At 59.1% G+C, this 26610-nt stretch carries 27 protein-coding genes and 1 tRNA gene; 15 read left to right on the top strand and 13 right to left on the bottom strand.

The genetic code is table 11. The annotated features are described in order from the left end of the window. Window positions 1-8 precede the first annotated feature (8 nt). From LRS06_RS04935 to tgt, 3 genes are all read right to left on the bottom strand, one after another. Window positions 9-944, bottom strand: a complete 936-nt coding sequence (locus LRS06_RS04935; protein WP_257870460.1) for a DMT family transporter — start codon at window positions 942-944, stop codon at window positions 9-11. Between the two features lie 121 nt (window positions 945-1065). Continuing rightward, entirely contained in the window at window positions 1066-2142 is a 1077-nt protein-coding gene (locus tag LRS06_RS04930) for an LptF/LptG family permease (RefSeq protein ID WP_257870459.1), read from the bottom strand. Between the two features lie 216 nt (window positions 2143-2358). Continuing rightward, window positions 2359-3489, bottom strand: coding sequence for a tRNA guanosine(34) transglycosylase Tgt (tgt, locus tag LRS06_RS04925; RefSeq protein WP_257870458.1), 1131 nt, complete (start codon window positions 3487-3489; stop codon window positions 2359-2361). A gap of 137 nt (window positions 3490-3626) precedes the next feature. Between tgt and LRS06_RS04920 the strand changes: the two genes are divergently transcribed. The 5 genes from LRS06_RS04920 to LRS06_RS04900 all read left to right on the top strand — a co-directional run bounded on the left by LRS06_RS04920 (window position 3627) and on the right by LRS06_RS04900 (window position 7030). Next, on the top strand, window positions 3627-4796 hold the full coding sequence (locus tag LRS06_RS04920) for a glycosyltransferase (RefSeq protein WP_257870457.1): 1170 nt from the start codon (window positions 3627-3629) through the stop codon (window positions 4794-4796). Next, on the top strand, window positions 4787-5410 hold the full coding sequence (locus tag LRS06_RS04915) for an RNA polymerase sigma factor (RefSeq protein WP_196953458.1): 624 nt from the start codon (window positions 4787-4789) through the stop codon (window positions 5408-5410). Before LRS06_RS04920 ends, LRS06_RS04915 begins: the two co-directional genes overlap by 10 nt. Window positions 5411-5510: 100 nt before the next feature. Beyond that, window positions 5511-6140: a 16S rRNA (guanine(527)-N(7))-methyltransferase RsmG gene (rsmG, locus tag LRS06_RS04910; protein ID WP_257870456.1), complete on the top strand. Its 630-nt coding sequence runs from the start codon at window positions 5511-5513 to the stop codon at window positions 6138-6140. A 183-nt stretch (window positions 6141-6323) separates the two neighbouring features. Then, window positions 6324-6551, top strand: a complete 228-nt coding sequence (locus LRS06_RS04905) for a hypothetical protein (protein WP_257870455.1) — start codon at window positions 6324-6326, stop codon at window positions 6549-6551. A 212-nt stretch (window positions 6552-6763) separates the two neighbouring features. Continuing rightward, window positions 6764-7030, top strand: a complete 267-nt coding sequence (locus tag LRS06_RS04900; RefSeq protein ID WP_257870454.1) for a hypothetical protein — start codon at window positions 6764-6766, stop codon at window positions 7028-7030. Window positions 7031-7140: 110 nt separating this feature from the next. On the opposite strand, the gene LRS06_RS04895 is transcribed toward LRS06_RS04900, so the two are convergent. Together LRS06_RS04895 and LRS06_RS04890 are read right to left on the bottom strand one after the other, a co-directional pair. Next, window positions 7141-7788 (bottom strand): YceI family protein, encoded by a 648-nt coding sequence (locus LRS06_RS04895; protein ID WP_196953455.1) that lies wholly within the window; start codon window positions 7786-7788, stop codon window positions 7141-7143. A 41-nt stretch (window positions 7789-7829) separates the two neighbouring features. Continuing rightward, the gene (locus tag LRS06_RS04890) at window positions 7830-8291 is read right to left on the bottom strand and encodes a MarR family transcriptional regulator (protein WP_308239868.1); all 462 of its coding nucleotides are present in this window, start codon (window positions 8289-8291) and stop codon (window positions 7830-7832) included. A 123-nt stretch (window positions 8292-8414) separates the two neighbouring features. Between LRS06_RS04890 and LRS06_RS04885 the strand changes: the two genes are divergently transcribed. Further along, complete coding sequence (locus tag LRS06_RS04885) at window positions 8415-9029, top strand: DUF6799 domain-containing protein (protein WP_257870453.1); 615 nt, start codon at window positions 8415-8417, stop codon at window positions 9027-9029. Between the two features lies 1 nt (window position 9030). Here LRS06_RS04885 and LRS06_RS04880 read toward each other — a convergent pair whose 3' ends face one another. Next, window positions 9031-10059: a dipeptide epimerase gene (locus tag LRS06_RS04880; RefSeq protein WP_257870452.1), complete on the bottom strand. Its 1029-nt coding sequence runs from the start codon at window positions 10057-10059 to the stop codon at window positions 9031-9033. A gap of 138 nt (window positions 10060-10197) precedes the next feature. Here LRS06_RS04880 and LRS06_RS04875 point away from each other — a divergent pair, with 138 nt between their 5' ends. Next, entirely contained in the window at window positions 10198-11613 is a 1416-nt protein-coding gene (locus LRS06_RS04875) for a dicarboxylate/amino acid:cation symporter (protein WP_257870451.1), read from the top strand. A gap of 431 nt (window positions 11614-12044) precedes the next feature. Further along, complete coding sequence (locus LRS06_RS04870; protein ID WP_257870450.1) at window positions 12045-12665, top strand: hypothetical protein; 621 nt, start codon at window positions 12045-12047, stop codon at window positions 12663-12665. A 177-nt stretch (window positions 12666-12842) separates the two neighbouring features. On the opposite strand, the gene LRS06_RS04865 is transcribed toward LRS06_RS04870, so the two are convergent. After that, window positions 12843-14306: an IS1182 family transposase gene (locus LRS06_RS04865; RefSeq protein WP_257869603.1), complete on the bottom strand. Its 1464-nt coding sequence runs from the start codon at window positions 14304-14306 to the stop codon at window positions 12843-12845. Window positions 14307-14408: 102 nt separating this feature from the next. Between LRS06_RS04865 and LRS06_RS04860 the strand changes: the two genes are divergently transcribed. The 3 genes from LRS06_RS04860 to LRS06_RS04850 all read left to right on the top strand — a co-directional run bounded on the left by LRS06_RS04860 (window position 14409) and on the right by LRS06_RS04850 (window position 18356). Next, window positions 14409-15293, top strand: a complete 885-nt coding sequence (locus LRS06_RS04860; RefSeq protein WP_257870449.1) for a T9SS type A sorting domain-containing protein — start codon at window positions 14409-14411, stop codon at window positions 15291-15293. Between the two features lie 103 nt (window positions 15294-15396). After that, a complete protein-coding gene (locus tag LRS06_RS04855) occupies window positions 15397-15936 on the top strand; it encodes a hypothetical protein (RefSeq protein WP_257870448.1) in 540 nt (179 codons plus the stop codon). Window positions 15937-16019: 83 nt separating this feature from the next. After that, complete coding sequence (locus LRS06_RS04850; protein ID WP_257870447.1) at window positions 16020-18356, top strand: GAF domain-containing protein; 2337 nt, start codon at window positions 16020-16022, stop codon at window positions 18354-18356. Window positions 18357-18561: 205 nt separating this feature from the next. On the opposite strand, the gene LRS06_RS04845 is transcribed toward LRS06_RS04850, so the two are convergent. The 4 genes from LRS06_RS04845 to LRS06_RS04830 form a co-directional block, all read right to left on the bottom strand. After that, on the bottom strand, window positions 18562-19212 hold the full coding sequence (locus tag LRS06_RS04845; protein ID WP_257870446.1) for a phosphatase PAP2 family protein: 651 nt from the start codon (window positions 19210-19212) through the stop codon (window positions 18562-18564). Between the two features lie 98 nt (window positions 19213-19310). Then, window positions 19311-19395 (bottom strand) — tRNA-Leu (locus LRS06_RS04840). Between the two features lie 124 nt (window positions 19396-19519). Continuing rightward, window positions 19520-20239, bottom strand: coding sequence for a phosphatase PAP2 family protein (locus tag LRS06_RS04835; RefSeq protein ID WP_257870445.1), 720 nt, complete (start codon window positions 20237-20239; stop codon window positions 19520-19522). A gap of 142 nt (window positions 20240-20381) precedes the next feature. Then, the gene (locus LRS06_RS04830; protein ID WP_257870444.1) at window positions 20382-21371 is read right to left on the bottom strand and encodes a YheT family hydrolase; all 990 of its coding nucleotides are present in this window, start codon (window positions 21369-21371) and stop codon (window positions 20382-20384) included. A gap of 201 nt (window positions 21372-21572) precedes the next feature. Here LRS06_RS04830 and rpsT point away from each other — a divergent pair, with 201 nt between their 5' ends. Continuing rightward, window positions 21573-21830, top strand: coding sequence for a 30S ribosomal protein S20 (rpsT, locus tag LRS06_RS04825; protein ID WP_088843362.1), 258 nt, complete (start codon window positions 21573-21575; stop codon window positions 21828-21830). A gap of 168 nt (window positions 21831-21998) precedes the next feature. Here the strand turns inward: rpsT and pyk are convergent, their stop codons facing one another. Together pyk and LRS06_RS04815 are read right to left on the bottom strand one after the other, a co-directional pair. Further along, window positions 21999-23435 carry a pyruvate kinase gene (pyk, locus tag LRS06_RS04820; RefSeq protein ID WP_257870443.1) on the bottom strand — a complete coding sequence of 479 codons (1437 nt, stop codon included), beginning with the start codon at window positions 23433-23435 and terminating at the stop codon, window positions 21999-22001. A 152-nt stretch (window positions 23436-23587) separates the two neighbouring features. Then, on the bottom strand, window positions 23588-24010 hold the full coding sequence (locus LRS06_RS04815) for an IPExxxVDY family protein (RefSeq protein ID WP_196953441.1): 423 nt from the start codon (window positions 24008-24010) through the stop codon (window positions 23588-23590). 155 nt (window positions 24011-24165) lie between these two features. On the opposite strand from LRS06_RS04815, the gene LRS06_RS04810 reads away from it, so the two are divergent. From LRS06_RS04810 to rnc, 3 genes are all read left to right on the top strand, one after another. Then, the gene (locus tag LRS06_RS04810) at window positions 24166-24402 is read left to right on the top strand and encodes an acyl carrier protein (RefSeq protein WP_019948606.1); all 237 of its coding nucleotides are present in this window, start codon (window positions 24166-24168) and stop codon (window positions 24400-24402) included. Window positions 24403-24579: 177 nt separating this feature from the next. After that, a complete protein-coding gene (fabF, locus tag LRS06_RS04805) occupies window positions 24580-25830 on the top strand; it encodes a beta-ketoacyl-ACP synthase II (protein WP_257870442.1) in 1251 nt (416 codons plus the stop codon). After that, entirely contained in the window at window positions 25830-26579 is a 750-nt protein-coding gene (gene rnc, locus LRS06_RS04800; protein ID WP_257870441.1) for a ribonuclease III, read from the top strand. Before fabF ends, rnc begins: the two co-directional genes overlap by 1 nt. Window positions 26580-26610: the final 31 nt, after the last annotated feature.

Raw genomic sequence — 26610 nt, 5'->3', positions numbered from 1 at the left:
CTCTTTCATCACCCCATCAGCACTTCAGCGGCCTCGGCACGGCGCTGGCGGCGCTTAAGCCACTGGTCGAGCACGGGCTGGATCAGTACACTAAGCAGAATCAACAAGGTGCCCAGGTAGAAGCCCGTGGAAAGCCGCTCCTGCCCGAAGCCAGGTATCCGCAGCGTATACATCAGCACCGCCAGCAGAATACCGTACACGGGCTCCAGGTTGATTGTCAAACTCACCACGAAGGCCGAAATGCGCTTCATCAGCTCCACCGACGAGGAGAAGGCGTACACCGTGCACACGCCCGCCAGCAGCAGCAGCCACAGCCAGTCGAGGCCCGTTAGTCCCAGCTGCAGGCCCCGGCCCTCGGTGAAATACTGGCTGTAGAAAGGCAGAAACAGCACGATGCTCAGGCAGGCCCCGGCCATTTCGTAGAGCGTGAGCTGCAGGGGCGTGTGGCGCTGCACCAGCTTGGCATTAAACACGCTGAACAAGGCCGATAAACCGGCCGATACTACCGCTACCAGCAGTCCCGTAAGCTGGTCCAGCTCGGCCTGCGACACCAGGTACAGGCCCACCATCGTGAGCAGGCCTAGGCCTACCTCGTAGATGCGCACCCGCCGCCATAGCACCAGCGGCTCCAGCAGCGACGTCCATAGGGCCAGCGTAGCCAGTCCGGCCAGACACACGCTCACCGACGAAAGGCGCGCGGCCAGGAAAAAGGTAATCCAGTGCGCGGCCACCAGCACCCCGATGCCCAGCATCTTCAGCATCTCGGCGGCGGGCACGCGCCAGGGCTGCCGCCGCAGCCCCAGCAGCAACGCCAGCCCGGTCGCGGCCAGCAGCGTGCGCCAGAACACCAGCTCTACCGGCGGCACCGAAATCATCCGCCCCAGAATGGCCGTGAAGCCCCAGAGCAACACAATAAAATGCAGACGCAGGTAATCCTTGAACATAGGGAGATATAGTGAAATGGTGAGTAGTGAAATAGTGAGTTTGACGTCTGTCCGCGCAGCTGACGCAAACTGCGCCAGCCGAATATCGAACTCACTATTTCACCATTTCACCAGTTCACCTTTATTTGGGTACCAACCGGTACAGGGCCGCGCCAATAAGCGTGAAGATGGTGCTGGGCACCCACGCTGCCACTAGTGGGGACAAGTCGCCGACCAGGGCCAGGTTACGACTCAGAATCACGAAGATGATGAACACGAAGGCCAGCGAGAAGCCCAGTGCAATTTGCCCGCCCACGCCGCTACGTGACTTCCGCGACGACAGAATGACGCCGATAGTGGTCAGAATGAGGATGGCGAACGGGTAGGAGTACCGCTCATATTTCTCGATGAGGTAGGTTTCGGTGTCGTCGGCGCCCCGGTCAATTTTCTGCTGGATAAAGCGGTTCAGCTCGGGCAGGGTGAGAGTTTCGGCCAGGCGGTAGGTGCTGGCAAAGTCCTTGGGGTAGAGGTTGAGCGTGGTGTCGCGGGCTGGCACGCTGCGCAGGGTTTCCTTGTCGCCCTGGAAGGTGTGAATCAGCTGGGGCGAGAGTTGCCAGGCCTTGCGCGTGGAGTCCCACTGGATGGTGTTGGCCGTGAGCCGGCGCTTGAGCTGGGTGCCCTCAATGGTTTCGAGCGCGAAACGGTAGCCAATGTTGCTCACGTTGTCGTAGCTCTCCATGTAGGCGTAGCTTTTCGGCCCGATCTTGATGTGGATGTTGCGGGCCTGAAAGCGGAAGGGGTTTTTGATGTAGGCCCGCTCAAACGTGACGCGCGTCTTGTTGGCATTCGGAATCACCCAGCCAATAAGCCCGAAAATCGACACCCCGATGATGGTGGCGCCCATGAGGTAAGGCACCAGCAGCCGCTGAAAGCTGATGCCGCTGCTGAGCATGGCCACAATTTCGGTGCGCGCCGCCAGCCGCGCCGTCACGAACACGGTGGCAATAAACACGGTGATGGGCGAAAGCAGGTTGGCGAAGTACGGAAACAGGTTCACGTAGTACTCCGAAATAATCTGCCAGGCTCCCAGGTCGTGCTTGATGAAGTCGTCGTTTTTCTCCGTGAAGTCAATCACACAGATAACCGACACCAGCATCACCACCGTGAAGATGTAAGACGTCAGAAACTTCTTTAAAATGTATTTATCGAGCAGCTTCACGTTGGTGCTTAGTTGTTAGTGCCTCGTGCTTAAAGCGTGTCATTGCGAGCAGCGCGAAGCAATCCGTCCTGTACAACGCAAAAATCATTATTTACCCCACAAAGCCCTTGGAAAGAGGATAACGTGTGTTAAGCTAGTCTCGTCTCGGGGTTCAGCACGTTGCCCAGGACGGATTGCTTCGCGCTGCTCGTAATGACAGCGTCTTATGACAACTCACTATAACCGTACCATCACCTGCTGCACCATTCGCTCTTTCCACTCGCGGAAGGTGCCGGCCAGGATTTGCCGGCGCGCCTCACCTACCAGCCAGAGGTAGAAGGTAAGGTTGTGGACCGAGGCAATCATGCCGGCCAGGTACTCGCTGGCCTGAAACAGGTGGCGCAGGTAGGCGCGGGAGTAGAACGTGCTGGCGTAGCCGCCTAACTCGGCATCAATGGGCGAGAAGTCGTCGGCCCACTTCTTGTTTTTGATATTGATGATGCCCTGCGTGGTGAAGAGCATGCCGTTGCGGGCATTGCGGGTGGGCAGCACGCAGTCGAACATATCCACGCCTAGGGCAATGTTTTCGAGGATGTTGGCCGGGGTGCCCACGCCCATCAGGTAGCGCGGCTTGTCCTGAGGCAGGATGTCGCACACGATTTCCGTCATTTCATACATCAGCTCGGCCGGCTCGCCCACGCTCAGGCCGCCAATGGCATTGCCCTCGCGCTCCTGCCGGGCCACAAACTCCGCCGACTTCACCCGCAAATCCTTGAAGGTGCTGCCCTGCACAATGGGGAAAAGCGTCTGCTGGTAGCCGTAGAGGCCCTCGGTGCTGTCGAACCGCTCGATGCAGCGCTGCAGCCAACGGTGCGTCATGTCGAGGGAGCGGCTGGCGTAGCCGTACTCGCAGGGCCAAGGCGTGCATTCGTCAAAGGCCATAATAATATCGGCCCCGATGATGCGCTGAATGTCCATTACGCCCTCCGGCGAAAACAAGTGCTGAGAGCCATCAATGTGGGAGCGGAACTTCACGCCTTCCTCCTTGATTTTGCGCGTCTTGCTGAGCGAGTATACCTGGTAGCCGCCCGAGTCGGTGAGAATGGGCCGGTCCCAGCCGTTGAACTTGTGCAGGCCGCCTGCCTGGCGCAGCACGTCGAGGCCCGGGCGCAGGTACAGGTGGTAGGTGTTGCCGAGAATAATCTGGGCCTTGATGTCCTCTTTCAGCTCACGCTGGTGCACTGCTTTCACGGAGCCCGCCGTGCCCACCGGCATAAAAATGGGTGTTTGAATGATGCCGTGGGCTGTGTGGACCACGCCGGCTCGGGCTTTGGTCTGCGGATCTTGCGCTACTAAATCGAAGGTCATGCGGGAAATCAGTTGCCGGTTGTCGGTTGATAGGTGCCAGTTGCTTGTTGCCGGTTGTCAGGGAATATCATGGCGGACAACTGGCAACGGACAACTATCAACCGAAGACAACCACAAAGGTAGCCCACCGCCGCCGAATGCCTACTTTTGCGGGCTTACCCCTGTTCTGCATCGTGCTACCCCTGTTTTCCCCGTTGGTTTGGCTGCTGCTCGTGTGCTTGCTGGTGCAGCTGTACTACGTGGGCTACTACTTTCTGCCCTTCGCCCGTCGTGCCCCCGAGACTCCGGCCGACGCTCCCGACCAGCCGCTGGAGGAGCCGGTGTCGGTGCTGGTGTGCGCCCACAACGAGCTGGAAAACCTGCGCCGCCTGCTGCCCCTGCTGCTTCAGCAGGACTACCCCGCCGGCTTCGAGTTGATTCTGGTAGACGACCGTTCCGAAGACGACACGTACCTGTACGTGCAGCAGCTGGCCCAGTACTACCCGCACGTGCGCCTGGTGTCCGTGGGCCGCACACCGGAGGGGTTGTCACCGAAAAAGTATGCCCTCACACTGGGCATCAAATCGGCCCAGCACCCGCGCCTGCTCTTCACCGATGCCGACTGCATTCCGGCTACCAATCAGTGGATCAGACTGATGCAGCGCGGCTTTGCCCGGCCCGCCGATCTGGTCATCGGATATTCGGCCTACGCCGCCGAAACAGGCTTTTTAAATAAAATGATTCGGTTTGAAACCCTGTTGAGCGGAGCGCAGTATCTGTCGTTCGCGTGGCGCGGCTACCCCTATATGGGGGTGGGGCGCAACCTGGCTTACACGCGGGCAGTCTTTCACTCTACCAAGGGCTTTGCCTCCCACATCCGCTCCCTCGGCGGCGACGACGACCTGCTGGTGCAGGATGCCGTACAGCGCGGGGCGCGGACTGTGGTGGTAGCCGAGCCGGCGGCCCATACTCTCAGCGAGCCAGCAACCAGCTGGGGCGCGTGGTGGCGACAAAAACGGCGGCACTTGTCGGCCGGCCGGCGCTACCGTTTGGCCGACCGGATGCGGATCGGAAACTTTATGGCCAGTAACGTGCTTTTCTACGGCATATCAGTGGCGCTGCTGTTTTCCCGTCCCGATTGGGTACCTTTGGCAGCCGTGTGGCTGGTGCGCACAGCGGCCATTTGCACCGCTTATGGGCAGCTCGGCCGTCGGCTCGACGACCCGCTGCCGGTAGGAGTGCTACCTTTTCTGGATGCTGTCTACTTTTTTTATTACTTAGCTCTGGGAATTTCACTGTTCCTTTACCGCTCTCTCCGATGGAAGTAAACAATCAGGAAATACAGAAGCAGTTTTCCGCTAAAGCCAAGCACGACTTCAAGCTGATTCGGGCCGCCGTGGAGCACGGCGACGAAAAGGCCTACGCCGAGCTAATGCAGATTTATAAGAAGCCGGTGTACCACGTGGTGCTCAAAATGGTGCGCAACCCCGACGACGCTGAGGACCTCACCATCGAAGCGTTTGCCAAGGCTTTCCGCAACCTGCACAAGTTCAACCCGGAATTTGCTTTCAGCACCTGGCTGTTTCGCATTGCCACCAACAACTGTATCGACTTTATTCGCAAGAATAAAATCAAAACGATGTCAATTGATTCGGCCATCAAAATTGACAACGGCGACGAAATCACCATCGACTTCCGCGACAACAACCTGAACCCGCAGGAAACGGCCATTAAAAACCAGAAAATCGAAATCATGCAGCACGTGGTGGCCCGGCTGCCCGAGAAGTACCAGCGCCTGGTGTCGCTGCGCTATTTCGACGAGCTGAGCTACGAGGAAATTGCCCAGGAGCTGAAAGCTCCCCTCGGCACCGTGAAGGCCCAGCTGCACCGCGCCCGCGAGCTGCTCTATGACATGGTAAAAAACAAGAAGCACATTATCTAAAGGGCTTTTTGTTGAAAGCTGAATAGTTAAAAGCCCCGGCGCGAGTCGGGGCTTTTCTATGAGGCTGGCCGCCACTACCGCGCATTCTTATCTTTGCCCGATGGATATTATTGCCCACTACTTTCCGCACCTCACCGACCGGCAGCGCGAGCAGTTCAGCGGCCTCATCACCGAATTCCGCAGCTGGAATGAGCGCCTGAACCTGGTAGCCCGCACCGACGTGGACAACCTGGCGGAACGCCACGTGCTGCACTCGTTGGGCATTGCTAAAGTAGTAGAGTTTCCGGCCGGCTCCTCGGTGCTGGACGTAGGAACCGGTGGCGGCCTGCCCGGGCTGCCGCTGGCCATCCTGTTTCCGGAAGTGAAGTTTCACCTCATCGACAGCATCGGCAAGAAAATCCGGGCAGTGCAGGAAATGGCCCACGCGCTGGGCCTCGCCAACGTGACGGCCGAGCAAATCCGCGCCGAGCAGGTGCGCCCCAAGTTCGACTTCGTGGTGAGCCGCGCCGTGGCCCGTCTGGCCACGTTCCACCCCTGGATTGAGCACCGCTACAAGCCCCACGGCCTGCCCTCCAGTGGCCTTTACTACCTCAAAGGCGGCGACCTGACCGAGGAAATCGAAGAGTCCGGCCTCGCCGCTCAGGTGTTCGACCTGCCCGATTATTTCCGGGAAGAGTTCTTCGAGACTAAGAAAGTGGTCTTTGTGCCCAGCAGCCCGGCCGGCCGGTAGCTTCTATACTGCAGCCAGTTAAGGAATCGGATGCTGCCCCGTGAGCGGGAGCTGCCGGAATAAACCAACCGGTTATTTCAAGTATTTTTATCTGGGGGAGAAGCGGAGATAAACCAACCACTTAGCTTTGCCCGGAGATACCAACGTGTGGTATTGCAACAGCTTAAATTCATTCTTTATCTCATGCAGAAAACCTTTACCAACCTAGTGGCAGCAGCTACCGTGGCCTCTACTTTAGCTGGTTGTGCTGGCAGCTACCGCGCCATCCAGCCCGAGCGTATCACCTCTTATCAATCTACCAGTGGCAAGGGGGTACCCGTCGAGTTTAGTTACCGGTATGGCGCCCTGCTTACTCATGGCCCTAACAAGAAGTACGTAAAAAAGAACGTAAGCGCGGGTATCAGCTGGTAGCTGTACAGGTCAAAAACAATACAGCCTCCGAGCTCAATTTCTCCCGCGACCTTGAGCTGTCATTTGGTGACCGGCCTATCCAACCGGTAGGCTCTTTGCAGGCTTCTGAAGACCTCAAGCAAGGAGTAGCTATTTACCTGCTATATCTACCCCTTAATTTCAATATCCAAAGTTCCACAAGTGTCAACGGCCAAGCAACAGGAAATAATTCGGTGTTTCTGCCAACTGGCCCCTTCATTGCAGCCGGCAACATGATTGGCGCTGGCACAGCTAACAAGAATATGCGCAACGAGCTGGCCCGCTATGACATGACCAATAAGGTAATTCGCCCCGGCGAAACGGTATATGGCCTTCTGCCGCTGCGCGAAACTAACGTAGCTCCGCTCAAACTAACGCTGCGCAACAGTGCCACCACCATTGCTCCTGCCACGGCACCCGCCGCTACGCCGGCAACTCCGGCTCCTGCCGGCAGCAACTAGCTGCACAAGATGTTACAAAAAAGCCCCGTCGGCAGCTGCCAGCGGGGCTTTTTACTTTGACTACCTGGCGGCCCCATCATCCGTTAAGGAGTGACTGGGCGGCAGGTAGGTTACTTATTGGCAATAACGTTGAAGCTCAGCGTGAACGTGTCGTCGATGGCTTTGTCGCCGATGCTTTCGAAGAACGATTTCGAGCCGTAGCGAATGTCGAACTGGGTACGGTCGATAGTGGCTACGCCGCTGGCGGAAGCTTTCCCGTTTTTCACCCCGATTTTAGCCGGGAACGTCACGGGCTTGGTGATGCCTTTGATGGTCAGGTCGCCGGTGATGGTGGCGTTGTTGCCCTGGGCATCAGCCTTAATGGGCGTGATGTTGGTGATTTTGAACGTTGAGGTCGGGTTCTTCTCGATGCTGAAGAAGTCGTCGGAGCGCAAGTGGCCTACCAGTTTGCCGTTCGTGCCTTCATCCTTGATGTCTACCACCTTCAGAGAGTTCATGTCGGCCGTGAACGTGCCGCCTACCAGCTTGTTGCCGCGCACCAGCATCTCGCCGTCCTTGAACTGCACCGTGCCGTTATGCTGGCCGGTTACTTTTTTGGCCAGCCAGCCCATGGTGCTGAGTTGGGGCTGTAATTTGTATACCGTAGCGGCCGCGTTGTCGGTGCCAGCGGTGGTTTTCTGCGCCATTGGCTTTTGAGCGAAAGCAGGGGCCGAGGCCAGAACGGCAGCAACCAGCGCCGGGAAGAACAATTTTTTCATGACAATGAAAAAGAGAAAAGAGAAAAAGTACGCGTGAAAAATTAGTCTCGAAGTTTATCCAGCAGATGGCTCAGCTGCTCGGCTTCCTGCTCCGACAGCTTGTGCAGGCCGTGCGCCTGCTGCTCCACCATCGGCTGCATGGTATCCAGCAGCGCCAGCCCCGCTTCCGTGATGCAGATATCCACGGCGCGGCGGTTGCTGGGGCACACCCGGCGCGTAACGAGCTGCTTGGCCTCCAGCTTGTCCACGATGCGTGAGGCGTTGCTGGTTTTGTCCAGCATGCGCTCAATCAGCATGTTGACGGTTGAAGGCCGGGGGTGCTGGCCCCGCAGAATCCGCAGCACGTTATACTGGGGTAAGGTGATATTGAATTCTTTGAAAGCCGCCGCCTGCCGGAGCTCCAGCCAGCCAGCCGTATACACCAGGTTGATGTATACTTTCTGGTAGACACTCTGAAAGTTGGCCTGCTTAATCTCGTCTTCAATTCTCATGGAATGGGACATGCTATCCAGGAATTACGCTGCAAATATATGTACATACATTTAATGTACAAACATCGTTTCCTGAAAATGGAAGATTTTTTTCGGCGGCAAGTTCTGCTTTATCCTTGATAAGCGCAGTTGCGTATGAGGCTGACACTCCTGAACTCAACCGCTTATGCGCCGTTTTTTTCTTCCGCTTTACTCGCGCTGGCCTTGGTGGCCTCGCTTGATGCCGCCGCCCAAACCAAAACCGCGCCGAAACCGGCCGGCGCCGTCAGCACCGGGGCTTCCGACCGTTTTCTGATGCAAAACGGGAGCGTGGTGCTGGTGCAGGGGGGGCGGCCCACGCCGCTCACCCAGAACGTGCGCCTGGGCAATGGCACCAAGGTCAACTATAAAAGCGGCATCGTGGAGCTGCCCGGCGGCAAGATTACCACGCTGCAGGAAGGTGACTATGTGACCAGCGGCGGCGAAATAATCTTTGCTACCCCGGCCAGTGCCGCCGCGGCCCGCGGGCAGAAAGCCGAGCCCGGTGCCAAGTTCGACCCTTATGTAGAGCGGGGCGCGGCCATGTCGCCTGCTGATTTCGACAGCCGGCTCACGTCCCTGAGTTCGCGCCTGGATCTGATGGCGCAGAAAATTCAGCTTCTCAACCAGAAGATTTCCCTGCTGAGCGTGAATGCCCAGCGCCCCACCGATACCAGCCAGCTCGACCAGCAGATTCAGCAGCTGGAGCAGCAACTGCAGCAGCTGAAATAGTTTAGATCAACAGCGGCGCCCCCGCCTGCGCCACCACGAGCCCTTCGGTTTCCCGCACGAAACCGAAGGGCTCGTCTCGTATAATCAGGAAACCGTCAAGGTCGTGCACCTGGGCCAGCCCGCTCACCTGCATTGCCGACCAGATGCCCAGTGAGGTTTCGACCATGCAGCCCAGCATGGTTTGCAGGCTGTGTGCCCGCGTCTGGCGCAGGATTTCCAGTCCCTGCCGGTAGCCGCCGGCTTTCATCAGCTTCATGTTCACGCCGTGAAACTGCCGGGCTGTGTCGGCAAAATCCGCGTCGTGCGTCACCGACTCATCGGCAAAAAGCGGAAATGGGCTGCGCGGCCGCAGGTAGCAATAGTCGGCGGCCGCGGCGGCGGGCAAAGGCTGCTCCAGCACCCGCACCTGCAGGCCCGGCAGCTGCTGGCAGGCTTCCAGAAACTGCAGCAGGGAATTGGCATCGGCCCAGGCTTCGTTGCCATCCACGATAAGCGGCTGCCCGGGCAATGCCTGCGTCACGGCCCGCAGCAGTTCCAGTCCACTTTCCCGGTTGACTTTCACTTTCAGCAGGGAAAAGCGCCCGGCGCGGTGCTCAGCCAGAAACCCTGCTACCGCGCCGGGCTCCATAATGGGTAGGGAAAATGCCGTGGGCACGGGCACCGGGGCCGGCACGCCCAGGTATTGCCACACGAACTGACGCTGGCCGGCAGCCCGCAGATGGATGTAGGCCGCTTCGAGAGCAAACCGCAGGGCATAGGCTACGGGATGGGCATGTAGCAGTGCGGCTAGGTCGTCTTCGCTTTGCACCAGGGGTAGTCCGGCTATCTGCAGCCCCTCAAACTGGCTTTGCAGTAGCTCGGGCGTTTCGCCGTAGCGGATGTTAGGCGCCGCTTCAGCCCAGCCGGCGGAACTCTTACCAGCCTCTGCAACGCCAACGAACAGGTTGGTTTTAGCCTCGGAGGCATTGCGGGAGATTTTCCAGGTGTAGCGAAGCGGCAGCGGCCGGGCCTGCAGAGTCCAGTTCAGCATAGGTGGGGTAGGGCTGAAAGTAAAGCGAGGCAGCAAGGTACGGACAGCGGTAATCCGCCGCGCTACTGGCCCGGCAGGTAGCCGTGTCCTAAAAACCTATCTTTGCCAGACCTCCCATCTATTCTGCTTGGTTTTCGCATGAAGTTTTCGCGTTTCGCACTGCTGGCCGGGCTGCTGCTCGTGCTGGCTGCCATCCTCACCGTTCTTTCCAACTATCAGCTGCTGGCCCTGGACCCGGTAGTAGCCCGGGTAGCCCGCTGGCTGGCCCTGGCCGCCGTGGTTGCCTACGCCACCGAGCGCCGCTCTCTCACCTTCTGGATTGTGGTGAGTATGCTGGTCGGGGCCGAAATCGGCCACGACTTCCCGACGGTGGCCGTGCAGCTGAAAGTGCTCAGTGACGTATTCCTGCGACTGGTCAAGACCATTATTGCGCCGCTGGTATTCGCCACGTTGGTGGTAGGCATTGCTGGCCACGCCGACCTCAAGCAGGTGGGCCGCATGGGGCTGAAGGCACTGATCTACTTTGAAATTGTCACCACGTTTGCGCTGTTCATCGGGCTGGCGGCCATCAACCTCACCCGCGCCGGCGCCGGCATCGACCGTTCCGGCATTGCCGCCGATACTGAGAAGCTGCAGGCCGTGGAGCAAAGCACGAGCGACATAATCCTGCACATTTTCCCCGAAAACATTGCCAAGTCCATAGCCGAAGGACAGGTGTTGCAAGTGGTGGTATTTGCCATCATTTTCGCCATTGGGCTGGCTATGGTACACGGCAAGCACCGCCGCCCCATGCTGGAGTGGTCGGAAAGCCTTTCGGAGGTGATGTTCAAGTTCACCAACGTGGTTATGTACTTCGCCCCAATTGGCGTGGGCGGCGCGCTGGCTTACACAGTGGGCAAAATGGGTTTCGACCCGCTCTTCAATGCCTTCAAGCTGCTGCTGACGCTCTACGCCGCGCTGCTTTCGTTCGTGCTGCTGGTGCTGCTGCCCATCGCCCTGATTGCCCGCATCCCGCTCCGGCGCTTTATTCAGGCTATTGCCGAGCCCGTGAGCATTGCTTTTGCCACTACGTCGTCGGAAGCGGCGCTGCCCCGGGCCATGGAGGCCATGGAAAGCATTGGGGTACCACGCCGGGTGGTGGCCTTTGTGATGCCTACGGGCTACTCCTTTAACCTCGATGGCACCACTCTCTACCTGTCGCTGGCGGCGGTGTTTGTGGCGCAGGCCGCCGGCATCGACTTGTCGTTTGGCCAGCAGCTGGTGATGGTGTTTACGCTTATGCTCACCAGCAAGGGCGTAGCCGGCGTGCCACGTGCTTCCCTCGTGATTCTGCTGGCCACGGTGGCTTCGTTCAACCTGCCGTCGTGGCCGGTATTCATCATCCTGGGCATTGATGCACTGATGGACATGGCCCGGACGGCGGTGAACGTGCTGGGCAACTGCCTTGCTACGGCCGTGGTGGCCCGCTGGGAGGGCGAGTTCGTGGACAACTTTGTGGCGCCCGACCCGGTGCTGGATCTGGCTGAGGCCGACAGCAGCCTGGCGCATCACTAGAGGCTTCGTAAAACCGAAGGCGTCCGTTTCCCCGTTTCTGGCCAGCAGAAACGGGGAAACCTGTTTTAAGGCCTATGCAAAACTTATTGTACAGCTTAATAGCGTTTGTCGTATTATTAGCAATGTTCTATCAAACCCATTTCCGTATCACATAATAATGTGAGGGATATGTAGTAAAAGTGCGCCTGTCAGATAATTCGTACAATATATTGTTGCATTAAATAAGTAAATTTTGGCTATCTAATAATAAGTCAAAAAGTAATATTTATACTCCTATTATAAAATGCACGTATTTCTATATCAGTCTGTTACTTTCGGAACTTGAACGCTACACTACTCGCCTAACCACCATGCTACTTCTACACCGCGCTGTATTGCTTTGTGCTTTCCCGGCTTTATTACTAGGCAGCTGCCGCTCCGCCGACCGGATCATGTTTAAAGCCAATCCGGCGGCGCTGACAATGCGTCTGCCCGCCCTCGAGGTGGCGGTGGAAAACGGCCCCCTCAACCGTATTGAGGATGAAGCCACCACCGACCCGATTCAGATTTTTCAGCGCGAAGCCAAGCAGAACCTGCTGGAGCCAAACGACAGCAGCGCCAAATTCGGCTACATGAAGCTGCAGGTGACGGAAGCCCAGATCACGCGCGGTGGCAAAGGGTTCCACGTTATTCAGATGCTGGGTATGCTTACGCCCAGCCTGCTGGGTATTCCTATTGAGTACTTCCGCACCAAGCTGCGTGCCGAACTGCAGGTAATTGATGCCAACGGGGACGTTGTGGGCTCCTATGTAGGGACAGGTAGCTCCAATGTGCGGGTGGCTATGTACCACGGCTACTCTCAGACGGCTGCGCCCCGCCTGGCCGATGCCGAAGCTCTGCGCCAGGCCCTGGCCCAGATCAAGCCGCAGCTCGACAGCGCCGCCACCCGCCTGCGGGCTCACCTCATCACGGCCGGTCCCATGACGGGCGAGGAAAGCGTTCCAACGGGCACCGGGCAGGAAATAGAGCTGGCTCCTGCCGCCGCTTCCACTACCCAACCCAACGAAGAATAAGCCGACGATAACGGCCGCTTATCGTTGGATTAGAGCAAGAACCGCTCTGGCGCCCTGCCGGAGCGGTTTTATTTTTTCGGTCGTGGCTGTTGCAGAACTCGTTTCGTTCGGCTCTTTTTCCAGCCCGTTACTGTGCGAGTTTCCATCTGTGCGTCAAGGTCGGGCAGTTGAGCTATACTAGCGCCTGGCAGCGGCCAGTAATGGCTGTGGCAGGGCCATGGTCAGGCTCACTTGCCGGTTGGGCCGGTACTTAAGCAGCTTTTTCAGGTTGTAGGCTACGGCCGTGAGCAGCATCGTCTTGTGGGCTCCGGCCTGGCCGCGCACGTTCATCCGGCGTAGGCCGTAGTGATGGAGCAGATTCCCGAAGACGGGCTCCACCGTGCCCTGGCGCACCCGGCGCATGTGTTGGCCCCGGCGGCTTTGCTGGCGCTGCCAGGCCCGGCGGTACGGCTCGTCGTAGAGCGTGCGGGTGAGCTGCTTGCGCTTGGCCCCGGGCACGCAGGTGGGCTTGAGCGGGCACTGCTGGCAGTCCGAGCAGGTGGCCCAGTAGATCTTCAGCCCGGTGCCGTCAGCCGAGGTGTCGTACTTACGAAACGAGAGGACCTTGCCGGCGGCACAGGTGTAGTCATCGGTTGAGGCCCGGTAGGTAAAGCCCTCGATAGCGGCCTTATAGCGGCCAAAAACCGGGATCCAGGCCGTCACCTGCTGGGCTTCGAGCAGGGCGTAGTTGGTGCCGTTGGCGTAGCCCGCATCGGCCAGCAGCTCCTGCATGCGCAGCTGCTGGGACCGTAACCGTTGCTGCAGGCCGGTGAGTAAGCGGGGTAGGTGCAGGCTGTCGCGACTATCGGCGAAATCGGCCTGCACGTGGCTGATCACGCCCTTAGCCGTGTCCACGGCCAGGCTGCAGAGGTAGTTCAGGGCCCGGGCTTTGCCGGGCTTGATGGAGATGCGCGCGTCGGGGTCGGTGGGGCTGTAGTGGGTCTTGTTGCTGAGCAAGCGGGCTTTTTCGTGCTGCGCGCCGGGTACGCTGGAGTGGGTGGCGAGCCGGGCCTGGTGAGCGGCCAGGTTGCGCAGCTGGTGGGCCGGAGCCGTCACCACGGACGCAGCCGGCGCGGTAGCCGCCTCGTCCGTGGCCAGAAAGGGACTTTTGACACCCGTTGTCCTCTTTTCCAGCACCGTTTCCAAGGAAGCATTGGCCTTGACGGGCGCCGAGTCGACGGCCTGCGTGTCGCCGGCGACCAGGCCCCGGGCCACGCACTGGGCAAAGACGTGGTCGAACAGGCGCTCGAAGACCGCGGCCGGAAAGAGCTGCCGCGTGCGGCTCACCGTGGAATGCCAGGGCAATTCCTCGTCCACCTCGTAGCCCAGAAACAACAAGATGTCGAGCCGCAGGGCGCAGTGTTCGACCAGGCGGCGGTCGCTGACCAGGTTTTCCAGCCGGCCCACCAGCACGAGCTTGAAGAACACGACCGGGTCCAAAGAGGGCTGGCCTGTGTGGCTGTACAGCGTCCGGGTCTCGTCGTAGAGAAACGACCAGTCGACGAGCTCGGCCAGCCGGCGGTACAGATTATGGCGCGGCACCCGCTCACTGAGCCGAAAGTGGGTCACCTCTTTGTCGAGAAACGGCTTCTTGCCTTGCATCTTCCCTGTACGAACCCGGGTTCTGCAACAGCCACGGTCGTTAAACCTGAACTTGGTTGAGGCCTCTATACAGCCATTGCTCATTTGTTCGTTTCTGCCTGTATGAAGACCTCTTTATTGACCATTGCCCGCCTCAGCACGCTGGCTTTACTGCTGCTGGGCCGTCCTCATTTTTCGGTGGCCGACTACGCCTCCAACCCGGTACGCCAGGAAACTCAGGCGTACCTGCAGCAGCAAGTGCTGCCGGTAGTGCGCCAGCAGCGCCTGAAGCTGGAGGCCCAGCTTAGTGCCGCCGACCGGGTGCAGGTGGCCGAATACCGGGCGCAGCTCAGCTCCCTGCAGAAGCAGCAGCGGGAGTTTCGGCGCAGCCTGCAGCAAGCTGGGGTACCTAAGGGGCCGCGCCCGGAACTGACGGAAGCGCAACGCCAGCAGGCCCGCAGCCTGCGCGAAGCCCGGCAGAAAGTAGACCGGGAGGTAAAACAGCTGGCCAAAAAGTACGAGCCCCAGATTCGGGAGCTGGCCGCCGAGGTGCAGCCGCAGCGCGAGAAATGGACCGCCGACCTGCAGGCCATCCGGCAGAAATACACCCAGTCCGACCCTACCCAGCCCCTGGATAACAAGCCCAAGAAGCAGCATTTGTCAAAGCCCGATGCCCAGTTTACCGCCACGCGTTTCTTGTTGTTTGATCCGGCTGCGCCGGCGCGTTCCTCCGCCTCGGCCGTTTTGCCTGCGCCCGGCCGTATGAGCGTGTATCCTAATCCGATAGAGCCACGCAGCCAGGTACAATACGACGTGCCGAAGTCCGGCAGTGTGCTGATAGAGCTGCTCGACAGCCGCGGCACCACCTTGCGGACGCTCCTGCAGGCGGAGCAGGAGAAAGGCGGCCACACCTTCGACCTGCCCACCCAGGACCTAAGCCGGGGCACGTACTACCTGAAAATAACTACCCGTACCGGCACCGAAACCCAGCGCTTTGTTAAGAACTAGCCTTGCCGATAACGCAAAAGAAACGCCGGCTCCTGCAGGAGCCGGCGTTTCTTTTGTGCCCGTTCCAAGCAGGTGCGGATGGCGGCCGTATCTTTGTAACGCTATGGCCACACGCTTTCCACTTAGTATTTTATTTCTGGGGCTTCTGCTAAGCCTGGCGGCCTGCTGCGGCAGCTCTACCTGCGACGAGTGCCAGGATGCGCACGCCGATGCTATTTATCTGCAGTTCAGCGTCGATTCTTCGGCTACCGGCAATGGTTTCCGGGCGGCGGAGCTGGATACCATTCAGCTGATCCGTCAGGCCGTCAGCGAAAAAATAACGCCCCGCCGGGATACGGCCCGCATAGTCCTGCGCCGAACGGCCGTAGCGGACTCTATCCGGCTGGACCGTACGTTGCCCTTCCCGGCCCGCGACACCCTGGTGACCGAAGACTATACCTACAGCATTCTGCTGCCGAACGCCAAACCCGCCCAGCGCTACGAGCTGACAGAGGTGAACATCGAAGGAAGCTTTGAGGCTGATGGCTGCTGCACCTGCTACCGCAACCGCGTGAAAACACTGCAGCTGGATGGGCGCCCTCTGGACCTCACCGACCCGGCCGGCAACAACGGCATCGTGCCCATCAGGCTCACCCGCAAGTAGGCAGCCGCCGCCCACTTTTTCGCGTATACGCCGGCATGGTTCGGGGCGCTACATAGTGGCGTGCCCAGGCCAGCCCCGACTGTATGACAAACGTGAACACGCTGGAACGCCCGGCTTCTACCGGCTTCTTTCCTTTCAAGACTTCGCTCAGCTTTGAGCCCCTTATCAAATACTGGAGCAACCGCCAGCACGACGCCAACGCGGGTACGGCCGCTCTGGCTCGGGCCGTAATGGCGCAGGTTGAGGAGGCCACCTGGAGCCGGGGCTGCATCACCGATATGCACGACCTGGTGCACGGCTGCGACCTGACCGAAACGCTGATGCTGGCCGTGTTCCCCCCGGCTTCTTTCAACAAGGATATTACCGGCGTAACGCCGCCCTTCACCCGCTATAGCTTTTACCAGACGCCGCGTTTCAGGGAAGTGCTGCTCAATGCCAACAGCACCATCAAGCAGCCGCTGAACGTGGACGCGGCCACCCTGGAAATCTACATGGCGCGCATGGCGTACCTACTGATTCTGGAAAAGGTGTACGACGTGCAGCTACCTTGGAATACAACCATTGTATTCACGGTGCCCGACTACAGCATTGGCCTGTACCGCCACTACGGCCTCGATTTCAACTCCACGTTTGTTGACGTGCAGGTAGTGGGCACGCCCCCCGAGCTCACGCCGGAGCAGGTGGAGCACCTGAGCCACAACCTGCACCGGCTGGATGTGTGGAAGGAAGTGCTGCCGCCTGAGCATTTTGAGTTGAGCGGCTTCAACATCATGCACCTGGTAGACGTGACGGACCAGGAAATCCTGTCGGAGCTGAAGTACGACCTGCTGGAGCGCGACGTGCTGCAGGCTTCCGACCGGCTGGAGCAGATACAGGAAAAGCTGCGGGTGCTGTTTGGCCGGCCGTTTCTGCAGCTGGGCATTGCCGCCTACGACGAGAAAAAGCGCGCCTTCGTGGATTTTGGCCGCAAAATCAACCACAGCTTCATCACCAAGCAATTGGCCAAGCAGCAGGAAGCCAGCGCCGGCTTCCGGCAGATTTATGCCCGCCTACTGATAGACCGCCAGCCGCTGATTCTGGAAAATGTAGAAACCGCCGACCTGCCCGAGGACCTGCGCCAGCAGATTCTGGGCCTGGGCATCCGCTCGGCCATTCTGGCGCTGCTGCCCTACGGCGACGATACGGTGGGGTTGCTGGAGCTGGGCTCCCCGCAGGTAGGCGACCTGGACGAGTTTTGCCTGGAGAAAGTAAACCAGTTTGTGCCGCTGTTTGCGGTGGCGGTGAAGCGCAACGCCGAGGAAATCCAGACGCGGGTGCAGGCCATTGTGAAAGAGAAGTTCACGGCCATTCATCCTACTATGGAATGGCGCTTTACCGACGCGGCCCTCAACCTGCTCAGCCAGCTGGAAGACGGCAATAAAAACGCTGAAATGGAGGATATCATCTTCCACGAGGTGTACCCGCTGCACGGTTCCAGCGACATCAGGGGCAGCAGTACGGCCCGCAACGAAGCCATCCAGGCCGACCTGATTGAGCAGCTCTCTTTAGCTAACAAGGCCCTTAAAAAGGCCTCCGAGCAGCAGGCCCTGCCTATTCTGGACGAGTTGAAGTTCTACGTTAACAAAAACCTGCGCCGCCTGCGCCAGAGCCTGGTGACAGGCGACGAAGTAACCATTCTTGACTCGTTGCGCACGCAGGTGGAGCCGCTGTTTGAGTACCTGGCCCAAAATACGCCGGAGTTGCGCCCCGTCATTGCCGAGTACTGGAACCACATCGACCCGGAGCTGGGCATCCTATACAAGCGCCGCAAAGCTTTCGAGCAGAGTGTAACCATGCTCAACGACATGGTGAGCGACTACCTCGACGAAGAGGAAGAAAAAGCGCAGAAGATGTTTCCGCATTACTTCCAGCGCTTCAAAACCGATGGGGTGGAGTTCAACATCTATGTGGGCGCCTCCCTGGTAGAAAACAAGCCGTTTGACCTCATCTTCCTGAAAAACCTGCGCCTGTGGCAGTTGCTGGCCATGGTAGAAATTACCCGGCGCACGGCGGTTCTCAAAAAGCAGCTGCCGCTCCCGCTGGAAACCACCCAGCTGGTGCTCATCCACGGCCAGCCGCTTAGCATCCGCTTCCGCCAGGACGAGCGGCAGTTCGACGTGGACGGAGCCTATAACATCCGCTACGAAATCATCAAGAAGCGCATCGATAAGGCTACCGTGCAGGGTACCGGGGAACGGCTTACCCAGCCTGGCCACCTGGCGCTGGTGTACAGCCAGGCCCGTGAAGCCGCCGAGTACATGGAGTACATCGACTACCTGCAGGACCGCAACCTGCTGGAGCCCGAGGTAGAAGAGCTAGGCCTCGAAGAGTTGCAAGGGGTAAAAGGCTTACTGGCTCTGCGGGTGAAGGTGAGGCTTTAATGTGCGGATGTAGTTGAATGTGAATAATGTGCCAATGAGGGCAATGTATCATTGTGAGGGAGAGCCAAAGCAAGTCCGTTCTGGGCAGCGTGCTAAGCCCTGAAATCGTGCATAACGAGTAAAGGCTTTTTAGTGAAAGTACGCGAAACACATTTCAGAGGACAGATAGCTTCGTCGTGCCTCCTCGCACTGACGACTCACCAGCTCACACTTTTACCTTCATTGCCAGCCGCAACAAGGCCAGCCACACCAGCCCGGCGGCAAAGCCGGCCAGCACGTCGGTGGCGTAGTGCACGTGCAGGTAGATGCGGGTAAGACCGATGACGACGGCCCAAACAACCAGCAGCAGTGCCCAGATGGGGTGCCGTCCGTGCTGCCACAGGAGCCAGGCCAAGCAGCCGTAGAGGGCCATGCCAATCATAGCGTGGCCACTAGGGAAGCTCAGGCCGGATTGGGGCAGTAAGGCGGAATCGGGGCGGATGCGGTGGTAATGTAGCTTCAGGAGCTGGTTGAACAAGGCTGCGCCGGCCACCGCCAGCAGTACTTCCCAGGCTTCGCGCCGGTGGCCGGCGCGGGCCAGCCCGGCTGGTATCAGCAGGCCAGCTGCCACCAGCCAAGGCAACGACGCAAAAAACGTAATGCCCCGGACCCAGGGCGTCAGGCCCGGCCAGGCGGCCCGCAGGGAATCCAGCTGCTGAAACGCCCAGCCATCCAGCGCCGCCGACTTTGCCACGAACACCACGCGGGTGAGATAAAAAAACAGCAGCAAAGCGGCCCCGAACACCAACCCCAGCACCGCCGCTTCGGTGGTGAGTACGGCCAGGCGGGCCAGCAGACGGGCAAGGTGGTTGCGCATACGTTCTGTGCTCAACGCAGGCGGGCCAGATGGGGTTAACGCCCCGGCCACCCAGGCGCCAAAACAAAAAAGCCGGCCCTGAAAAGGACCGGCTTTCGTGGTGCGCTCGGAGAGACTCGAACTCTCACACCTTGCGGAACTGCCGCCTGAAGACAGCGCGTCTACCAATTTCGCCACAAGCGCAGCTGTTCATCTCGGGCCTGAACTCTTAGGAGAGTAGCCTTTTGATGTTGCAAAGATACGGGCCTATTTCCGGGAAAGTCAAGCCAGGGGTTAATATTTTGGTAAAATAAATTGCGAATGCGCGCTACTGAGCCTGTTTTTCAACTAATTGCGGGTTGCGCTGAAAACGTTTTCTAATCGTTTTTTCCAACCGCCGAATCAACGGAATGGCAATCAGCAGCCAAGTAATGCCCGCTAGAAAGCCGGCCAGCACATCGGTGGCGTAGTGCACCCGCAGGTACACCCGCGTAGCCCCAATCAGCAGGATCAGTAAGCTTAGTCCCACCATCAGCACTACCCGCAGCCCACGGTGCCGCCGTACATGTGTGGCCACTAAGTAAATGAGCAGCCCGTAGAAACAGGCCGAAATCATGGCGTGGCCGCTGGGGAAGCTCAGGCCGCTGGCCGAAGTGAGCGGCAGCAGCGGCCGGGGGCGCTGGTAGATGTTTTTGAGTACTAGGTTGAGGCAGATGCCACCCAGGGCTACCACCGGCACCATGAGCGTGTACCAGCGGTGCCGCCGTAGCACCAGAAACCAGCCAATCAGGGCCAGGGAGGCAACCACGATAAAGTTGCGGGAAGCCAGAAACGTGACTCCCTCTACCCACTGCTGCCGCTCCCGCCCAAAAAACTGCTGCGTCCAGCGGAAGGCCGCTTCGTCGAACGGGGCCGCGTGCTGGTCCAGCACTTCCCGGCTGATGTACAGAAAGCCGACCACTCCCAATACGCCCACCAGCAGCACCAAAGCAAACTCCGTGAGAAACAGGGCAGCTCCGGCCAGCAGGCGTCGTAAGTGGTTGGTCATGTCGAAGAAAGGTAGGTGAGCAGTGGCGGTGAATGTAAACCTGTTTTTGCAAAGCAAAGATGCTTCGGCTGCTCGGGGCGCTTGCCCTGGAGGAGCCCTACGGCCAGCAGCCCCTGTTATTGTCGGGGTACCCTAACCCGCCTCAGGCCGGTACCTCGGCCGTCAGAAACTCAAGGGCCCGCCGCTCGGAGTAGTAACTGCCATCCGGGGAGCCTTCTCCAAACCCGACGTGGCCGCCAGCTTCGGGTGTTTCCAGAAACACGTAGCGGCTTTGGGCGGCCACGTCCCGCGGAAAGCAGGCCGGCGGTAGAAAAGGGTCGTTCTGGGCATTCACCAGCAGTGTGGGCACCTGGATGCTGCCGAGGTAGCGCCCGGAGCTGGCATGCTCGTAATATTCATCCGCCGATTTAAAGCCGTGCATGGGGGCCGTGTACCGGTCATCAAACTCCGGGAAAAAGCGCAGGTCATCCAGCCGCGAAATGTCCACCTGATCGGGTAGGAGCAGGGCCTTCTGCCGGATTTTCTCCCGCAGGGTGCGCATGAAGTTGTTGAGGTACAGCCGGTTTTCAAGGCGGGAAATTTGGTGGGAGCTGGCCTTCAGATCCGTAGGCACCGAGAAAACCGCCGCCCGCTGTACCTGTGGAGGCACGCGCTCCGGTTTTTCGCCCAGGTACTTTAGCGTCACGTTGCCGCCGGCCGAGAAGCCCGTCAGGAAAATGCGCTTGTAGCGCAGCTTGCTCAGGGCGTGGCGCACCACAAAGTCGAGGTCGTCGGTCTCGCCCAGGTGGTATGAGCGAAGCAGGCGGTTCATTTCGCCGCTGCAGCTGCGGTAGTTCCAGGCCAGTGCGTCGAAGCCGGCTTCGTTCAGGGCCCGCACCATGCCGCGCACGTAGGGCCGGTCGGCGTTGCCCTCCAGGCCGTGCGACACGATGCCCAGGGTATCAGCGGCCGGCTCACCACCCGGCCGCCGCGACCAGTCGAGGTCCAGAAAGTCTCCGTCTTCGGTTTCTACCCGCTCCCGCTGGTAGCGCACCTCGGGCACCGTGCGCCACAGGCTGGGCACAATGGTTTGCAGGTGGGCGCTGAACATATACAGCGGCGGCTGGTAGGCAGAAGCAGCAACAAGAGGCATAAAGAAAGGAAAAGCATACGGCAGGAACCCGTAACCACCTGACAAGATACGGAAAAGGCGGCATGCATACTATATTCAGCGGTGGCAGCTGACCAGGCAGCGTCACTATTTCGGGCGGAGTATTTGCAGATTCAAACCAAAGCCCTACCTTTGCCCACCCAATTGAATTGATTTCGAGCAGAACGTCACTTTACCATACCCATGGCAAACCATAAATCGGCCCTCAAGCGCATCCGCTCCAACGAAGCTAAGCGCGTACTGAACCGTTACCAAGCTAAATCGACCCGCACCGCTATCAAGAAGCTGCGCGCCACTACCGATGCCTCGGCTGCTCAGGAGCTGCTGCAGAAAGTATCGTCGATGCTGGACCGCTTGGCCAAAAAGAACATCATTCACAAGAACAAAGCCGCCAACAACAAATCGAAGCTGGCTAAGTTCGTGAAGTCGCTGGCTGCCTAAGCGGCAACAAACCAGCGTTTCTGCTCTCGTATAGACAAGGCCCGCGGCGCAAGCTGCGGGCCTTGTCGCGTGCGAGGCATTCGTGGTTTATTTGCGCCTGCCTGAGAAAAAAGAGCCCGCCGGATGCATCCGGCGGGCTCTTTACATAGTTGTTGAACTCGGAGTCAATTACACAACCGTCACCTTAATCATGTTGGCCTGGCCGTGCTCCGTGATAGGCGTGGAGCCGGTGGTGATGAAGGCGTCGCCGGCTTTGAGGTGGCCGGTGGTGGTGAGGATATACTTGATGTCGGCAATGGTGCTGTCGGTGCTGTTGAACCGGTCGTAGTAGAAGCCGCGCACGCCCCATACCAAACTCAGGGCCGTGAGCAGCGGGCGGTTGTCGGTGAAGATGAAGATGTCGGCCTTGGGCCGGTACTTCGAAATCTGGAAGGCCGTGTAGCCTTTATGCGTCACGCCGGTCAGCGCCTTTGACTTGGTATTGCGCGACAAGTGGACCGAGGCCGACAGCACGCTGTCTACCATAAAGGAAGGGGAGTTGGGGTCGACGGGGTAGAAGCGGTGGTACACGTCGGCCTGGCTTTCTACGCTGCGGATAGTGCCCACCATCGAGCGGATAACTTCTACCGGGTACTGGCCTACGGCCGTTTCGGCGGAAAGCATCAGGGCGTCGGCTCCGTCTATCACAGCATTGGCTACGTCGCTGGTTTCGGCGCGGGTGGGGCGGGGGGCCGTAATCATGCTCTCCATCATCTGAGTAGCCACGATGACGGGTTTGCCAAGCTTGTTGCACTTCTGCACAATCATCTTCTGCGACATCGGCACCTCCTCCATCTTCACTTCCACGCCCAGGTCGCCGCGGGCCACCATCACGGCATCCGTAATGGCAATGATTTCGTCGAGGTTGCGCAGGCCTTCGGGCGTTTCAATCTTGGCTACCACGCGGGCTTCCTTTCCACTTTCGGCAATGAGGCTTTTGATGAAGCGGATATCCTCGGCGCGGCGGGCAAACGACAGGGCAATCCAGTCGACGTCGTGTTCCAGACCGAACTTCAAATCCTCGATATCCTTCTCTGTCATCGACGGAGCCGACACGTCGGAGTCGGGCAGGTTGATGCCCTTGCGGGGTTTCACCAAACCGCCGTAGATTACTTCCACGTCCACTTCCTTGTCGCGGTCGGTGGCCAGCACGCGCAGCTCAATCTTGCCGTCGTCGATCAGAATCATGTCGCCGGGCTTCACGTCGCGGGCCAGGCCCAGGTAAATCGTGCTCAGGCGCGTGGCCGTGGTGATTTCCTTTTCGCCACAGACCAGCTTGATTTTGTCGCCGGCCTTGATTTCGACGCCGCCGCCTTCCACATCACCCAACCGGATCTTCGGACCCTGCAAATCCTGCAGCAAGCCCACATTGGTGCGCAGGTCTTTGTTGAGGCGGCGCACGAGGTTGATTACTTTCAGGTGCTCTTCGTGGGCACCGTGCGAAAAGTTCAGCCGGAACACGTCCACGCCTTCGCGGATGAGCGTGGCCAGCTTTTCATAGGTATTGGAAGCGGGCCCCACGGTGGCCACGATTTTGGTCTTGTTGTACTTGGGAAATGATTCCATGCAGGACGGTAACTGGTGACGGGTAACAGGTGACAAAAAAGCGGCTCAATGAAAGCAAGCAGGCGCGCGAAGCTCCTGCGGCGCGCATCGTGGGGGCCAATGTAAGGAATACCGGGCCACGATGCGCGCCGCGGAAGCTTCGCGCTACAATCTCAAAAGAGTAGGTTCTCTTTGAATTTTAAAGAATTTGGGTCGAACTGGCAGGCGTACTGTACGGCCGGCAGCTCCGTGAGGCGGGCCAGCAGCTCGTCGCCGGCCAAGCTACCCGTGCCGTTGCTGACTTGGAGCAGGTAGTCATACTCCTTGATATCAGGCGCCAAAAACGGCTTTTTCAGCGCCGATGGATCCACGGAGCGGTTGCGCAGCAGGCGCAAACTCAGCGTTTCGGTGGCGTGCAAGTAATTGCTAATCACCAGCCGGCCACGGCTGAGCAGGTCGTAGATGAGGTCCTGCTGTTTTACGAGGCGCAGGCGCAGGGCCGTGTTCAGCGTCCAGGCCAGGGTGTGTTCCCGGCTGGAAGACACGATGCCGAACAGGTCGAAGTCACAGTCGTACTCAACGTCGAGAGTGAGCATGGCAAGAAGAGAATTAGGCGGTCAGGGGCAAAGATACAAGCCGGCCGGGGCGGCTGCACGCAACGTCCGGTGCCCAGACAAGATTGCGTCTTTGTTTGACAATGTTAGGGAAGATAGTGTTATTTGTGGCGAGTTTTCTTTAAACCCCCACGGAAATGTCTGAAATCGCAGAAAAAGTAAAGGCCATCATCATCGACAAACTCGGCGTAGAGGCTTCGGAAGTTACTCCGGAGGCTTCGTTCACCAACGACCTGGGTGCCGACTCGCTGGATACCGTTGAACTGATCATGGAGTTCGAGAAGGAGTTCAACGTGTCTATCCCGGACGACCAGGCCGAAAACATCGGTACCGTGGGCCAGGCTATCAGCTACCTCGAAGAACACGCCAAGTAGTTGTCAGAACTTAGTTGTTAGTGCTTAGCCGCTTAGGTGTATGCCGAAAGCTGACAGCAAGTCAGCCGGCACTGACCACTAACAACTAAGTACTGCCCTCAACTGTGCTTACCGGCCGGCTCGCCGCCGGCCGTTTTGCTTTTTTACCTTTTTAGTTTCGCTTCTCTGCGCCAGCCTATGTCTCTCCGGAGAGTTGTTGTGACCGGCCTGGGTGCCATTACGCCCCTGGGCAGCACGGTGCCCGCTTATTGGGAAGGCCTGCGGGCCGGAAAAAGTGGGGCCGCCCCCATCACCCGTTTCGACGCCAGCAAGTTCAAAACCCGCTTTGCCTGCGAAGTGAAGGGCTATTCGCCGGATAATTACTTCCCTACCAAGGAAGGCCGCAAAATGGACCTGTTCACGCAGTTTGCCGTCATTGCCTCCGATGAAGCCATCAAGGATGCCGGCCTGCTTGAAGGCGTGAACAAGGACCGCGTGGGCGTTATCTGGGGCTCGGGCATTGGCGGGCTGAAAACCTTCCAGGACGAGTGCTTCAGCTTCGCCAAGGGCGACGGCACCCCGCGCTACAACCCGTTCTTTATTCCGAAGATGATTGCCGACTCCTCGTCGGGCAACATCTCCATCAAGAACGGTTTTCGGGGCCCCAACTTCGTGACTACCTCCGCCTGCGCTTCGTCGTCGGACTCCATTGTGGCGGCCTACAACTTTCTGCGTCTTGGCATGGCCGACGTGATTGTAACGGGTGGCTCGGAGGCGGCTATTACCGAAGCTGGCGTGGGCGGGTTCAACGCCCTGAAGGCCATGAGCGAACGGAACGACGACCCCGAAACCGGCTCCCGCCCCTACGACAAGGACCGGGACGGATTTGTGCTGGGTGAAGGTGCCGGCGCGCTGGTGCTCGAAGAGTACGAGCACGCCAAAGCCCGCGGCGCCAAGATCTACGCCGAAATCATCGGTGGCGGCTTGTCGTCGGATGCTTACCACATCACGGCGCCCGATCCTACGGGAGAAGGCGTGGTGCTGGTGATGCAGAACGCCCTGCGCGACGCCGGCATCCGGCCCGAGGAGGTGGACTACATCAACACCCACGGTACCAGCACGCCGCTGGGCGACGGGGCCGAAATTACCGCCATTCAGAAGGTGTTCGGTGAGGCTGCCTACGGCCTGAACATCAGCTCTACCAAGAGCATGACGGGCCACCTGCTGGGCGGGGCCGGCGGTATTGAGGCCGTTGCCAGCATTATGGCCATGCAGCACGGCATCGTGCCGCCCACCATCAACCACTTCACCGACGACCCCGAGCTGGATGCCCGCCTGAACTTCACGTTCAACAAGGCCCAGGAGCGGGAAATCAACATTGCGGTCAGCAACACCTTCGGGTTTGGGGGCCACAATACGTCGGTGGTGTTCCGCAAATTCCGCGACTAATGCCCAAGCCCGGTCAGCCCTTGCCGCTTTTCGGCTTTTTCCGCCGGTTGCTGGGGCAGGACCGGGCTTTTCGGCAGGCCATTGCCACGCTCATCGGGCGCACGCCCGACAATATTCGCCTGTACCAGCTGGCTTTCACGCACTCTTCGGTGGTGCGCCAACAGGGTGAGCAGGCCCGTCACCAAAGCAACGAGCGGCTGGAGTTTCTCGGCGACGCCGTGCTGGGCACGGTGGTGGCGGAGTACCTGTTCCGTAAATATCCCTACGAGCAGGAAGGCTTTCTGACGGAGATGCGCAGCCGCATCGTGAACCGGGAAAGCCTCAATGGGCTGGCACTTAAGCTTGGCCTCGATAAACTGGTTCAGTTGGACGCCACCCAGGGTCGCGCCACCCGCTCGCGCTCCGTGAACGGCAATGCCCTGGAGGCCTTGGTAGGTGCCGTATACCTGGACCAGGGCTACAAAGCCGCTCGCAAGTTTGTGCTCAGCCGCCTCATCAAGCCTTTCGTGGATGTGAAGGCTATGACGCAGACGACCACCAACTTCAAGAGCAAGCTCATTGAGTGGGCGCAGCGCCACGGCAAAGCCATTCGCTACGACCTGCAGGGCGAGGCGCGCCCCGGCGGCGTAATGGAGTTTACGGCCTCCGTAGTGCTGGAGGATGAAGTAGTAGCCACCGGTATGGGCCTCTCCAAGAAGCAAGCCGAGCAGTTGGCCGCCGAGCGGGCCTTGGTGGCGCTGGGCGTGTAGGAATCAATGAGTTACCTAAAGTAGAACAACT

Origin of the sequence: Hymenobacter sp. J193 (genome assembly GCF_024700075.1) — a bacterium.
In the GTDB taxonomy this organism is placed as follows: Bacteria; Bacteroidota; Bacteroidia; order Cytophagales; family Hymenobacteraceae; genus Hymenobacter.
This window is presented reverse-complemented; position numbering and strand designations above follow the sequence as displayed.

Excerpts from the sequence above, each read along its gene's own strand:
- LRS06_RS04935 (WP_257870460.1), bottom strand. The coding sequence starts at position 944 with ATGTTCAAGGATTACCTGCGTCTGCATTTTATTGTGTTGCTCTGGGGC.
- tgt (WP_257870458.1), bottom strand. The coding sequence starts at position 3,489 with ATGACCTTCGATTTAGTAGCGCAAGATCCGCAGACCAAAGCCCGAGCC.
- LRS06_RS04920 (WP_257870457.1), top strand. The coding sequence starts at position 3,627 with ATGCCTACTTTTGCGGGCTTACCCCTGTTCTGCATCGTGCTACCCCTG.
- LRS06_RS04915 (WP_196953458.1), top strand. The coding sequence starts at position 4,787 with ATGGAAGTAAACAATCAGGAAATACAGAAGCAGTTTTCCGCTAAAGCC.
- rsmG (WP_257870456.1), top strand. The coding sequence starts at position 5,511 with ATGGATATTATTGCCCACTACTTTCCGCACCTCACCGACCGGCAGCGC.
- LRS06_RS04905 (WP_257870455.1), top strand. The coding sequence starts at position 6,324 with ATGCAGAAAACCTTTACCAACCTAGTGGCAGCAGCTACCGTGGCCTCT.
- LRS06_RS04895 (WP_196953455.1), bottom strand. The coding sequence starts at position 7,788 with ATGAAAAAATTGTTCTTCCCGGCGCTGGTTGCTGCCGTTCTGGCCTCG.
- LRS06_RS04890 (WP_308239868.1), bottom strand. The coding sequence starts at position 8,291 with ATGTCCCATTCCATGAGAATTGAAGACGAGATTAAGCAGGCCAACTTT.
- LRS06_RS04885 (WP_257870453.1), top strand. The coding sequence starts at position 8,415 with ATGAGGCTGACACTCCTGAACTCAACCGCTTATGCGCCGTTTTTTTCT.
- LRS06_RS04880 (WP_257870452.1), bottom strand. The coding sequence starts at position 10,059 with ATGCTGAACTGGACTCTGCAGGCCCGGCCGCTGCCGCTTCGCTACACC.
- LRS06_RS04875 (WP_257870451.1), top strand. The coding sequence starts at position 10,198 with ATGAAGTTTTCGCGTTTCGCACTGCTGGCCGGGCTGCTGCTCGTGCTG.
- LRS06_RS04870 (WP_257870450.1), top strand. The coding sequence starts at position 12,045 with ATGTTTAAAGCCAATCCGGCGGCGCTGACAATGCGTCTGCCCGCCCTC.
- LRS06_RS04865 (WP_257869603.1), bottom strand. The coding sequence starts at position 14,306 with ATGCAAGGCAAGAAGCCGTTTCTCGACAAAGAGGTGACCCACTTTCGG.
- LRS06_RS04860 (WP_257870449.1), top strand. The coding sequence starts at position 14,409 with ATGAAGACCTCTTTATTGACCATTGCCCGCCTCAGCACGCTGGCTTTA.
- LRS06_RS04855 (WP_257870448.1), top strand. The coding sequence starts at position 15,397 with ATGGCCACACGCTTTCCACTTAGTATTTTATTTCTGGGGCTTCTGCTA.
- LRS06_RS04850 (WP_257870447.1), top strand. The coding sequence starts at position 16,020 with ATGACAAACGTGAACACGCTGGAACGCCCGGCTTCTACCGGCTTCTTT.
- LRS06_RS04845 (WP_257870446.1), bottom strand. The coding sequence starts at position 19,212 with ATGCGCAACCACCTTGCCCGTCTGCTGGCCCGCCTGGCCGTACTCACC.
- LRS06_RS04835 (WP_257870445.1), bottom strand. The coding sequence starts at position 20,239 with ATGACCAACCACTTACGACGCCTGCTGGCCGGAGCTGCCCTGTTTCTC.
- LRS06_RS04830 (WP_257870444.1), bottom strand. The coding sequence starts at position 21,371 with ATGCCTCTTGTTGCTGCTTCTGCCTACCAGCCGCCGCTGTATATGTTC.
- rpsT (WP_088843362.1), top strand. The coding sequence starts at position 21,573 with ATGGCAAACCATAAATCGGCCCTCAAGCGCATCCGCTCCAACGAAGCT.
- pyk (WP_257870443.1), bottom strand. The coding sequence starts at position 23,435 with ATGGAATCATTTCCCAAGTACAACAAGACCAAAATCGTGGCCACCGTG.
- LRS06_RS04815 (WP_196953441.1), bottom strand. The coding sequence starts at position 24,010 with ATGCTCACTCTCGACGTTGAGTACGACTGTGACTTCGACCTGTTCGGC.
- LRS06_RS04810 (WP_019948606.1), top strand. The coding sequence starts at position 24,166 with ATGTCTGAAATCGCAGAAAAAGTAAAGGCCATCATCATCGACAAACTC.
- fabF (WP_257870442.1), top strand. The coding sequence starts at position 24,580 with ATGTCTCTCCGGAGAGTTGTTGTGACCGGCCTGGGTGCCATTACGCCC.
- rnc (WP_257870441.1), top strand. The coding sequence starts at position 25,830 with ATGCCCAAGCCCGGTCAGCCCTTGCCGCTTTTCGGCTTTTTCCGCCGG.